The sequence below is a fragment of the Parachryseolinea silvisoli genome (genome assembly GCF_021190955.1).
Classification (GTDB): Bacteria; Bacteroidota; Bacteroidia; order Cytophagales; family Cyclobacteriaceae; genus Ohtaekwangia; species Ohtaekwangia silvisoli.
This window is the reverse complement of the sequence record NZ_JAIOAO010000002.1, coordinates 815,128-827,562: the sequence shown is the minus strand read 5'-3', so window position 1 is coordinate 827,562 and position 12,435 is coordinate 815,128. Positions and strand designations below refer to the sequence as shown.

At 52.2% G+C, this 12,435-nt stretch carries 7 protein-coding genes; 2 read left to right on the top strand and 5 right to left on the bottom strand.

The genetic code is table 11. The features are described from left to right. Positions 1-38: 38 nt before the first annotated feature. The 5 genes from K7P01_RS13340 to K7P01_RS13320 form a co-directional block, all read right to left on the bottom strand. Positions 39-893 (bottom strand): endonuclease/exonuclease/phosphatase family protein, encoded by an 855-nt coding sequence (locus K7P01_RS13340; RefSeq protein ID WP_267293727.1) that lies wholly within the window; start codon positions 891-893, stop codon positions 39-41. Positions 894-912: 19 nt separating this feature from the next. Further along, positions 913-2,715 carry a RagB/SusD family nutrient uptake outer membrane protein gene (locus K7P01_RS13335; RefSeq protein WP_267293725.1) on the bottom strand — a complete coding sequence of 601 codons (1,803 nt, stop codon included), beginning with the start codon at positions 2,713-2,715 and terminating at the stop codon, positions 913-915. Positions 2,716-2,734: 19 nt separating this feature from the next. Next, positions 2,735-6,268: a SusC/RagA family TonB-linked outer membrane protein gene (locus K7P01_RS13330; RefSeq protein ID WP_267293723.1), complete on the bottom strand. Its 3,534-nt coding sequence runs from the start codon at positions 6,266-6,268 to the stop codon at positions 2,735-2,737. A gap of 118 nt (positions 6,269-6,386) precedes the next feature. Then, positions 6,387-7,376, bottom strand: a complete 990-nt coding sequence (locus K7P01_RS13325; RefSeq protein WP_267293721.1) for a FecR family protein — start codon at positions 7,374-7,376, stop codon at positions 6,387-6,389. A gap of 122 nt (positions 7,377-7,498) precedes the next feature. After that, complete coding sequence (locus K7P01_RS13320) at positions 7,499-8,077, bottom strand: RNA polymerase sigma-70 factor (RefSeq protein ID WP_267293719.1); 579 nt, start codon at positions 8,075-8,077, stop codon at positions 7,499-7,501. A 422-nt stretch (positions 8,078-8,499) separates the two neighbouring features. Here K7P01_RS13320 and K7P01_RS13315 point away from each other — a divergent pair, with 422 nt between their 5' ends. Beyond that, on the top strand, positions 8,500-11,460 hold the full coding sequence (locus K7P01_RS13315) for a zinc-dependent metalloprotease (RefSeq protein WP_267293717.1): 2,961 nt from the start codon (positions 8,500-8,502) through the stop codon (positions 11,458-11,460). A gap of 111 nt (positions 11,461-11,571) precedes the next feature. Then, positions 11,572-12,015 carry a hypothetical protein gene (locus K7P01_RS13310; RefSeq protein ID WP_267293715.1) on the top strand — a complete coding sequence of 148 codons (444 nt, stop codon included), beginning with the start codon at positions 11,572-11,574 and terminating at the stop codon, positions 12,013-12,015. The last annotated feature ends 420 nt before the right edge of the window (positions 12,016-12,435 follow it).

Sequence of the window (12,435 nt, the reverse complement as noted above, 5' to 3'; positions counted from 1 at the left end):
CCGTGGCCTCAAACTACTAAGGAAAATTTAAAAACGGTTTATTTTGCTTTGCGTGTCGTTGCCGGTATAATCTCAACCATCACAGGAAAGTGATCCGACGGAAAACGACCACCGTAATTGTCGGTCAGAATGCCATACTTCTTTACATTGAATTGGCTGGTCACAAAGATGTGGTCAATGCGAACCTTGTTCGTTGTTGCTATGTCAAAGCTGTTGAAGGTTCCGGTAGGTGCCAGCTTAATGGGCGCCAGGTCAAACGAATTACGCAGCTTGCCGGAAGCCGTGATGGCAGCAAAACCTTCGTGTTGCTCGTCGAAGTTGAAGTCTCCCGTGAGAATCGCCGGTGCATCACCGGCGATCTGAGCAATCTTTTCAGCGATCAACCGTCCGCTCTCCTTGCGCGCCTGAACACCGCGGTGGTCAAAGTGCGTGTTGAAGAAATAGAAGCGCAAACCGGTGGCTTTTTCTTCCAACTGCACCCACGTGCAGATCCGTGACAGTGCAGCATCCCAGCCCGCACCTGGCTTGTCAGGCGTTAGCGACAGCCAGAAGTTGCCTTTCTTCAACAGCTTGAACTTGTCTTTTTTATAGAACAGTGCGGAAAACTCGCCTTTCTTCTCACCATCGTCCCTGCCGACACCGGCGTATTCATAGTCCTTGAGTTGTTTCATCAGCCCTTCAACCTGGTGGCTAAGCAATTCCTGACCGCCGAGCAGGTCAAAATCGTGAAATTTTATCTGATCAATAATAATGGGCAGGCGGTACTTCCACCGGTTAAGGCTGTCACCCGGATTGTCGTAACGCATGTTGTAGGTCGCCACGCGTAATGTTTGTGCGAAGGTGTTGCCCGCCAGTATCAGCGCGAGCAATGCCATGATCAATTTGTTCTTCATCGGTTTATTTTGTTCTTTCTCAATACCATCCGGGATTTTGACCAAGAGCAGGGTTCATCAGCGAGTCCGTTTCCGGTATCGGGTAAAGATAACGTTTGTCATTCCATTCTCCCCGGTCCACATTTGCCAGCCATGTAATTTCTCCAGAGGAGTCATGTGACAAGCGCTGCGGATTGTCCAGGTTATTAATCTTTTCACCCACATTGACATAGGTAACACCCTTAACAGGGTTCGCCGGCATCGTCTTGTAGAAAGCCACGTCCATGACGCCGTCTTCGTTCAGATCCATCGGCACATCCAGCGCGGGAACATACAATCCGTTCCACACCTTGAGCAGCAACTCACCATGTTTCCATCGCACCAGGTCGTAGAAGCGAAGGCCTTCCAGTGCCAGTTCAATACCACGCTCGCGGCGTATCTCCATGAGCACAGGGTTACTAATGTCGGGGAAATATTCAGCCTGCATATAGTCATCGAGCATTGTGGGCAACGTTGTCAGGTTACCCGTAATACCCGCACGACGGCGCAATGCCCCTACGGTCTTGGTCCAATCGTCGGTGGTGATCGTTTCCAATTCTGCGCGGGCCTCAGCATAGTTCAACAAGACTTCAGCATACCGCAGCAACGCCACCGAATTGTCATTGCGGGTACCCCCGTCGTAATAGGTATCGTCCAGCGTCCACTTGATAGGCTGATAACCCGTATAGGTGTATGAGAAGACCGGCGGTGCTACCTCACGCTTGCCGGCATTGACACGTGTATAGTTACCCATGCGAATGGTTTGTTGCAGACGTTTGTCACGGCCTTTCACCTCGTCAGCAAATACCATCGTTTCATGACCGGACTGATCCGTAAACGGCGTGCCGTCTTCCAGCAGGTACGTATTGATAAACGTACGGGTAAAGCTTACGCGCGAGCCATACGTAGCGCTGGTCCAATACCAGTTGGCATCGTTGAACAAGCTCAGGTTTACGTCCGCGGCCGCCGCCAGCATCACTTCAGACGTTACTGGCGTGCGCGAGATAAATACCTGGCGATACGACGCCGTCGGTCCACCCGACTCATTCAGCAGATAGCCGCCTTTCTCCATAACCTTTTGCGCCGCGCCGGCAGCTTCTTCAAGCCATTTTGTCGCGGTTCCACCCAGATTATATTCTGTATGATACTTGCGGAACGTTCCCTCAAACAAACAGACCCGTGACTTAAATCCGTATACCACGTACCGTGTCACGGTGCTACGGCTGTTATCCGCTGCCTCCCGCACGTGTGCGCCCGCATAGTCCAGGTCGGCCAGCACGGAGTCCATCACCAGCGTCCGCGAGTCGCGATTACTATACAGATCAGGATCTTCGATGCTCATAGTCTTGTTAATCCACGGTACATCGCCAAAGCGTTTCACTTTGTCGAAGTAAAACATGGCCCGGAAGAAACGCGCCACGCCCAGGTAGTGCTCGCGCGCCTCCGTGGAAACGTCGGGCGACGGCTTGGCATTTTCGATAAAGAAGTTGATGTTGCGCAGGGCACGCCAGTCCCAACCAGAACTTTGGCGTGGCCCAAACGCTCCATCACGTAAAAAGTCGGGTATTTGTGTACGTGCGGCAAAATCCGACATCTCGTCGCCACGCACCTGGTTGTTGGCAGTAGGCAGGATGCTGTAGTCGGGATTTGTTAGCGGCACATAAAAAGAATTGCTATAAACTTCGAGCCCCTTCTCGCTATTAAACACCGCGTCGCGGGTCGTGGTAGCTTCGGGCGTTTGCTCCAGATCGCATGCGCCCAGCAGCACACTCAGGAGTACGATAGACCAATATTGTTTTTTCATGGTGATGCGCGTTTAAATCTTAAAAAGTGACAACCAAACCGGCGGTATAGCTCTTCAATATCGGGTAGTTATTACCGTTGCCGGCATTGTTTGTCGTCAGCACTTTATCTGACGGGCCAATGCTCTCGACATCGATATCACGGGTAAGGCGGTACAACGGCGACCATGTCCACAAGTTTTCGCCGGTCACATAGACACGCGCATTGCTGGCGCGGATCTTTTCCACCAGCGACTTTGGCAACGTATAGCTCAATTGCACATTCTTCAACCGGAGGTATGCGACATTCTGTAAATACTTTGTCTGCTTCACACCCAGCTCACGCCAGTCGGACTGCGCCGAATAACCACGCATGCGGGGAAAATAGCCGTAGGGTTTATCTTCCGTCCAGTAGTTGCCGACGATGTACTCCGGCGTACCGTTGTAGGGGCGGTTGTACGGGCCCCAGAAGGCATCTGCCTCGGCACCGGGCCACCAGTCCTGCTTGCCCACACCCTGGAAAAAACCCGACAAGGAAAAGTTATTCCACGTTGCACCCAGCATAATGCCATAGGTATAGCGGGCCTGCGAGTTCCCGATCACCCGCATGTCACCCGGCTTGTTTGCTGTGGCGGCACCGTTGTCAATTTTGTTATTGTTATCGAGGTCGCGGAACTTGATGTCACCCGGCAGGGTTTTGCCACTGGTAGAGGATTTGATTAACGTCTGGTCGGCATGATTCGCGATGTCCTCCACTGACTCATAGAAACCTTCTGTTTCGTACCCCCAGATCTCGCCTACTTTCTGGCCTTCATAGTAGTCGATCAGCTTTTTGTCGGGGTTGTTATACTTCTCGATGACTGACTGGTTGTCGGCCAGCGTCAGGCGTACGACATACCCCAACGTCTTGGAGCCAACATTAACTTCATCATTCCAATTCAGTACAATTTCCCAACCCGTGGTTTTCAAGTCAGCATAGTTGCCTTTCGGTACGTCGGTACCAAAGACCTTCGGCAGGGTTCTGCCTACGGTGAACATATCCGTTGTCTTGCGAATGTATGCATCCGCGCTTAGCGTCAACCGGTTTCGTACCATCGACAGATCCAGGCCAATGTTTTGCGTCGTCGATGTTTCCCATGTGAGACCATCTGGCAGTACGTTGGGTTGTGACGTATACGGAGGCTTTACACCGCCGAGGGCCAGGTTGGCCTGCCGAATGGCGAACTTCTCCTGGAAAGCATACGAGGCAATGCTACCGTTACCCAGGGAACCATAGGAAGCGCGCAGCTTCAAGTCGGAAATAAGATTCGGTGATACATGCCAGAACGATTCGTTGGAGACACGCCAGCCTGCTGATATCGACGGGAAGAATGCAAAGCGTTCGTGCGTGGGAAACTTGGAAGAACCGTCGTAGCGGCCGTTCACTTCCACCAGGTACTTGTCGTTGAAGTGATAGTTCAACCGGAAGAAACCGCCCAGCACATTCCACTTGTCCCAGCCACCGATGGTGGTATACGACTGGCCCAGCGCCAGGTTGATGTCTTGCGCACCGTTGTATATAAGTCCGTTGCGCTGCGCTGACAAGCCTTCCAATGTAGACTGCTCGTAGTTATACCCGATCAATCCCTTTATATAGTGCTTCTCGTGGTAGGTGTTTTCGTACTCTGCGTAAATGTTGGTAGCAATATATTGTGCCACGCTGTTAGCGATGCGTATGTCATTGGTACCCGTACCGACATACTCGATTACACCGGGGCGTCTGCTGTACGGCACCGGCACGCGAATGAATTTCCGCGCGGAGTCGGTGTTCTGGTACGTAAAGTTGCCCTTCACACGAAATTTCTTGTCAAAGAACTCGGCGGTAAAACCGGTTGTGTTCCGCAGCACGCGGTTCTTCATATCAATACCGTTCTTGCCATACCAGAAGTCGCCTACGGTATATGCCGCTGAATACGTCAGCGTGCCGTCGGGGTTAAACATGGGCGACATGACGTGGCCTTCGTCGGCTATGTTACGCCAGATGCTGCCCCCTTCGCCCGTATTGAGTGGGTTGTGATATTTCATGTCCGAGTACTGCGTGTTGTTTTCCAACTGCAGCCACGGCGTTACCTGGACCGTTCCTTTCACACGGAAGTTATACATCTTAAAGTCGTCCGAGTTGTAACGAAAGAGACCATCCTGCTTGAAATAACGACCGGTTACGTAGAGGCTTGCCTTTTCGGTGCTGCCGGAAACCGAGAGGTTGTGCTCCATGGCGGTGGTGTGATCTTTATACAGCAGATCATACCAATCGGTGTTGCCGTAGTATACATATTCGCCACTCGGACCCACTTCTACTTTTGGTAGTGTAGGGTCTTCTGACCGGCGCTTTAATTCTTCGAGATACGCGGGCGAAAATTTCAAGGTTTTGTTAACGTTCTGCGGTGTTTGTGAGTAGTCGTTCCACGCCGTCCACGCCTCGTTGAAGATCATCGCTTGTTGATAGCCGTCGGTGACAAGATCGGGAACCGTGGTTGGGCTCTTCGACGAGAAGTTCGTGCTGTAGTCTACCGTCATCTTGTTTACTGCCGGCTTCTTGGTGGTGATCAGCACCACGCCAAAGGCCGCGCGCGCGCCGTAGATCGCGGCGGACGCCGCATCTTTTAGCACGGACACGTTGGCAATGTCGCGTGGGTTCAGCATGCGCGGATCGCCTTCCACACCATCGATCAAGATCAATGCACTACCACCCTGACCGATAGACGTTATCCCGCGGATATTATACGTGGGTGATTGAATGGGCTTACCATCCTCCGGCGTAATGTTCAGGTTGGGAATCAACCCCTGCAAGCCTTGCGACACGTTGGCCACCGGCCGGTTTTCAAATACCTCGCCGTTCACCTGGTCGACTGAGCCCGTGAGGTTTGCCTTACGCTCCGTACCATAGCCGATCACCACGAGCTCTTCAAGTGATTTTGAATCCGTCTTGAGCTGTACGTCGATCGTGGTTTTCGTACCGGCCACTACTTCCACAGTAGAGTATCCTATAAACGTAAACTGAACGATACCGTCGTCGGGTACATTGAGTGTATAGCGGCCGTCCACGTCGGTAGAGGTACCGATGCTCGTGCCTTTTACAATAACGTTTACACCGGGCATGGACTCGCCGGTAGCAGCATCGGTCACCTGTCCCGTGATCACCACATCGGTATTCGATGTAGGTTCAACATAGGCTGTCGGACTTTTGGACGAAACGGTGATGTTGTAATTGATTTGTTTGAATTTCAGGTCCGCCTGTTTCGATACGGCACGCAGGATATCGGCAATCGAAATTTTGGACGACTGAAATGTGAAACGTTTTTTAATTTTCCTTACCTGACTGTTATAGCCAAACACATAGTCGGTTTGGGTTTCGATGGCAGAGAAAACCTCTGTCAGGGCCGCATCTTTCAGGTTCAGGGTAATCTTCACCTCCTCCAGGTCCTGGCCGTTCGAAGGTGCCGCAAGCAAACATTGCATGGCGACGATGTGCCACACAAAAACATGGATCAGTTTTCTTGACACGAACATCAATATTTTGAGTAATTTCAAGCGCATGAATCAGGCTTTAAAGGTTTTACAATCTTTAGGGTCGGGCCCATCTCTGTTCCCGCAGCGATGGGCTTTCTTTTTTGAGTAGGGGTTGTTTGGTAGTCTTTTATCGCATAGGCATTGGTTAATGGTTACAGGGGTTTCCGGATAAAATAATGGTGCGGTTGTTTACAAAGCGGTAGGTAATACCTTGCATGAACTCCAGTCCTTCCAGGATGTTGATAAGCTGATCGCTTTTATACTTACCGCTGATGAGGCAATTTCCGAGGCCTTCTTTTTCCAGGGAAATCGTGACGCCATACCATTTTTCGAGGATCTGTGCCATCTCGCGAATGGGCGTATTGTCGAGGTAAATGACATCGTCCGTCCAGGCCAGGTAGCGATCCAACGCCACGGTCTGGCGGGTAAGGCTGGCGTTCGCACGCGTATAGGTTGCCTGCTGCGTAGGGGTCAGCACCAGTCGACGACTGCTGTCGTCCCCCTCCGGCTCAACCTGTACCCGGCCCGTCTTTACGGTTACTTGTACGGTTGTCGCCGTGGCTTCGGCCTGTATATTAAAGGAGGTACCCAGCACCGATGTCTTTAACCCTTGTGAATGGACAATAAACGGATGCCCGGGGTCGCGATGGACATCGAAGAACGCTTCACCCGTCAGCTGTATCTCACGGGTATCTGCCGTAAATTTCTCCGGATAGGTGATCTGACTTTCAGCATTCAAACGAACCACGGAGCCGTCGCTCAACGTAACCGTAGCGCGCTGACCGCGAATCGTTTTTTGGGTGATGTACCGGGGGGAAGGCTCGCTATAAAAACGTGTATAGATCAGCCAACCGAGACCCAGCGTCACTACCACCGTGGCGGCGATGCGCAATACTGCCGGCACAGCGCGTCGCCATACGGAGAGACCGGTTACCTGTTCTTCATCCATTTGGCGATTGAGCGATGTATAGATCTCCAGTTTTATACGTTCGCGTGCTGTGAGCTCCCACGATTGCTGCCAGGAGCCATCCTCCTGAAAGGAGGCAAAAAAACGATCTAACGACTGCCGTTCGGCCTCGGTACATTTGCCCGCGATATACCGATCCAACAGTTTTAAAAATTCTTCCTTCGTCATGTACCTGTGTTTACACGTCCTATAGTGTCAGGAACGGGCGGATACACGGGCCATAAAATCATCAAATAATAGAATCATAATACCCATAACCTGGGCATAACACGTTGCACACGCAACGCGTGTTAGTGCAACATAAATAGAATCAATAACAGGAAGGTGTTCTCGATGGTGTGCCGCAGATGTTTCAGCGCATTGGAGATATGCCACTCCACGGTGCGTGTAGAAAGGTTGAGACGTTGCGCGATCTCTTTATTCGAGAGCTGTTCGAAGCGGCTTAGATAAAAGACATCGCGGCAACGCTCCGGCAATTTGCCCAGGGTTGTTTCGAGCAGCGCATCGAGCTCAGAGGCATGGAGTGATTCCTCCGTCGTGTTCATTGTGTGCAGGTGGCCAAGCCGCTCTACATGAATATCCAACAACTTACCGTGCCGCAGCTGGCGCGCCACCTGAAACTTTACCGCCTGAAAAAGATAGGCAGACAACTGGCGGATTTGCTGGGTGTGACGTTTTTTCCAGATACTGAAGAATACTTCCTGTACGATGTCTTTGGCCGAGTCTTCGTCGCGTAACACTGAATAGGCCGCCCGGTAGAGATTCTCCCAATGCCTGAAATACAATTCATTAAATGCCTGGCGGCTATCCTGCTGCAAGGACTGCAGCAGTTGCTCATCTGACTGAATATGTTGTTGCGGGGTCTCCATGACTATTCAGACGTCCAAATAACCCAAATAAAAAGGATGGAAAGGCGAATGCCAGGTTAAGGAATTTTTAAACTTTTGAAACGTATCAATCGATTGCTGAGGATAATGCTCGACGAAAGACGGACTGCAGGCAGATGCAGTTATCCCAACCTGGTCGGGACGCCGGCGGTGTATTCACTACGACATGAACATTACGCAATCTGAAGACTCGCGCCGGCAAACAACAGCATAAGAATTAAGAGTCGCGTCAGGTACACTTGTTGCATACCTTATTTCTCGTATACCTTACTTATCAGGTATTATATATACTCCAAAGAATATATACCCGTTGTTGAGCGAATAAAAGCGAATTATGTCGTGACCGCGATGTTTCTTCCTGGCTTATTCGGTATATTGTTTTGTACCATAAACCGATACATGTTATGAAGAAGAAACTACTATTTATGGCTGTCTTCTCTTTGACAGCAACGTTGGGCATGGCCCAAACAAAAACGTACTGGACCCAGTCTTCAGAGCCTCCGTTGGAAAAGCCATTAGCGGCACGTCGCGCGCAACCGTCGGCGCACCGGGTGTTTGCCCTCGATTTCTCCGGCCTTCAACAAGAGGTTAACAAGGCCCCTATACGGGGCTTGTCTGCCGGGCGAGCTGATCTGATCGTCAGCTTCCCTGATCCACAAGGTATGCTGAAGCGTTATCGCGTGGTGGAAGCTTCGGTACTGCACCCCGACTTAGCCGCGAAGTACCCGGGCATTAAATCGTATGCCGGCCAGGGCCTCGATGAGCCTTCTGCGACCATCCGGTTTAGTGTGTCCAATCAAACGGGATTCCACGGCATGGTACTTTCCAGCGATCATGACCGTCAGTATTACATTGATCCCTACACCGAAGACCGTTCGTTATATACTGTATACCGCCGAGCCGATGTGACCCGCGAGACGAGCTTTACATGTTACACCGATGAAGCGAATGTATTTTCAGGTCGCACGGCGGCACCGACACCTCTCAGCACCAACGACCGCAAGCTGCGCAAGTACCGGCTCGCATTGTCCTGTACAGCCGAGTATGGCAACCTGTTTGCCGGCACGGGTACTGACGCACAAAAGAAAGCCAACATCCTCGCCCAAATGAACGTGAGCATGACGCGCGTGAACGGTGTGTATGAACGTGACCTTGCTATTACGATGGAGATCGTTCCGAACAACAACCTCATCATTTACCATGGTAGTACAACTACCGACCCCTGGTCAAACGAGTGGAATACTAAAACACAACAGGTGATCGATGCCGCGATCGGCAACGCCAACTACGATATTGGTCACAACTTCAACACCACCGGTGGCGGCAACGCCGGGTGCATCGGTTGCGTGTGTACTACGGGCAGCAAAGGTAGCGGCTTTACCGGCAGCTCCAATCCTACGGGCGATGCATTTGACATAGACTATGTGGCGCATGAAATGGGACACCAGTTTGGTGGCTATCATACACAAAGTAATTCTTCCTGTCGCAGTGGCAGTGGTTTGACCGAAGTAGAGCCCGGCAGCGGCAGCACCATCATGGGCTATGCCGGCATCTGCGCCGCCAACGTACAGAACAACAGCGACGCATACTTCCACTATGTAAACATCCGCGATATCTCGGCGAACGTACAATCCGGTAACAGCTCGGGCTGTGCGCAGATTATTAACCTGACCAACAACCCGCCGACGGCAAACGCCGGCGCGGATTATACCATTCCGCGCTCGACCGCCTTTGTGCTACGCGGACAAGGAACAGACCCCGACAGCGATGCCATTACCTTCGCATGGGAACAAAACGACCCGGGTAATCCGAACTCCAACTCGGCGCCGACATCTACCCGCACCGTGGGCCCGATGTTCCGCTCATGGGAAGGAACTACTTCCCCCGACCGTTATTTCCCACGCATCAGCGACGTAGTCAACAACAATCTGACACCGACGTGGGAAGTGGTACCGTCGGTAGCCCGTACGCTCAACTTCGCACTGACCGTACGTGACAACAAAGCCGGGGGTGGCCAGACAGCGGAAGATCTCATGCGCGTAACGGTCAACGGTACGGCGGGGCCTTTTGTTGTCACCTTCCCAACAGCCGCCACGACGTGGGCCGCGGGCAGCGCACAGACCGTTACCTGGAATGTGGCCAGCACCAACGTAGCCCCGGTAAACTCTGCGACGGTAAACATTCTTCTTTCTACAGATGGTGGTTTTACCTATCCCACCACGCTGGTGGCCGGCACAGCCAACGATGGCTCGCAGGCTATTACGGTTCCGACACTCGCGACAACCACGGCACGTATTAAAGTGGAAGCTGCAGACAATATCTTCTATGATATATCCAACACTAACTTTACCATTACAACAGGTCCGGTGACCTGTAATGCCACTATCCCCACCGGCCTTGCAGCATCCGGTGTTACTACTTCCGGCGCAACCCTGAACTGGAACGCGGTGGCCAATGCCACATACGATATACAATACCGTGCGACGAGTGCCTCCACCTGGACAACCGTTTCCACGGGGGCTACAACCATTACGCTAAGCGCACTCGCATCGCAGACGGCGTATGAGGCGCAGGTGCGCAGCGTCTGCGGCACGACTACTTCGGCCTACAGCGCTTCCGTCAACTTTACCACGCTCAATGCAGGTCCTACTTATTGTGCCTCGCGCGGCAATAGCGTCGCGGATGAATACATTGGTCGCGTACAGCTCGGCACGATTAACAACCTAAGCGGCGCAAACGGCGGCTATGGCAATTTTACAAACCTGTCAACAACCCTTAGCGCAGGCTCGACTTACACCATCACCGTCACGCCTACCTGGACGGGCACATCGTATAGCGAAGCTTATGCCGCGTGGATTGACTTTAACCGCGACGGTGATTTTGCCGACAGTGGTGAGCGTGTGTGGTTCCGTAATGCGACCACGACCACTCCCGTGAGCGGCTCGTTTACGGTGCCTTCTACCGTTACCGCTGGCGCTACCCGATTGCGCGTATCTATGAAGTATAATGGCGTACCGAGCTATTGCGAGGCTTTCGCTTATGGTGAGGTGGAAGATTATACGGTCAACATTACCGGCGGCAGTGGCCTGGCTAAAACGGATCGCGGCGAGGTGGTGCTTCCGGAAGAGGCAAGCATCCTGACGCATCGCATTTATCCAAATCCGGTAAAGGATCAGCTGACGCTTGAACTGGAAGAAGGTGTTGTCATTCGTGCGCTGCAGATCAATAATCTGACGGGTGCTGCAGTGCCGTATGTGCGGCAGGAGGAGCGCTCGCTGGATGTGTCATCACTGCCCACGGGTATGTATATTTTATCGGTGTCGACGGATAAGGGGCTTATTCGCGAGAAATTTTTGAAGGAATAATAGAATAGTCACAATTATTCGACCTCCGGTGTCATCATTAGCGTTTGTGCTGGACGACCCGGAGGTTTCTTTTTGCCTCGGCTGTTGCGGTTTGTTTGATATCTTGCGGGCATGAAAACTATCCGATGCGGGTCGACCGCTTTCCTTTTTACATTGGCCATGGCTTTGATGCAATGCCAGTCTTCACAAAAAATTGGTCGCGTTGAATACAGCTCGCTGACGCGTGGTTTCCAAAAACACGTCGTTATTACCGCCGACAGTTTTATTACGACCATTTCCGGACGTGAGCAACGGGCGTCGCGCCGGCTCATCACGCCGGAGGAATGGGCGGCTGTGCAAAAAAGCCTTCGCGGCGTATCTCTTTCTGAAATCCCTGCGCTGAAATCTCCCTCACAGGCGCGGGAATATGATGGTGCCCGGCACTCTACCTTAACGCTATTCACAGGTGATGGGAAAACGGTTGCGCATACTTTTGATGATGAAAAGGCGCATGCGAAGTTGATGCCTTTGATGTCGGCGGTTAGCGCGATTGAGCAAACCGGGACTGGCCAATAGTCGGCGGGGCTTAAACTCACGCCAGCCGCACACTTGATGATCACCTGTTGAATCAGGTTTGACAGGTTGTTTTGAAATAATTTTCGTTGGTTTGAAAAAATGGAATTTGGGGTTCCGCGGAGGAGAGAAGGAGTTGCGGGACGGGTCGGAGCCAGGACGGAAAAAAGGAATTTTTCGCCGGGGATCCTTCGAGTCTGCCACAGGGTTCCTCCATAGATGTTCCACGGATGAACCACGGATGATCTACGCTATAAAGGGAGTAGGACATGGCTGGGGCAGGCTTGAATCCAGGGAGGCAGGAGCCCAGGTTAAACTGGCACTATGAGGCCACCCCGCGGACACCGTATTGTTTACTGGCCTGAGTGGCCCCGTTTTCGTCACAAGTTCCTCCCGACTTGTCGGGATTAGACTTTGCGCCAG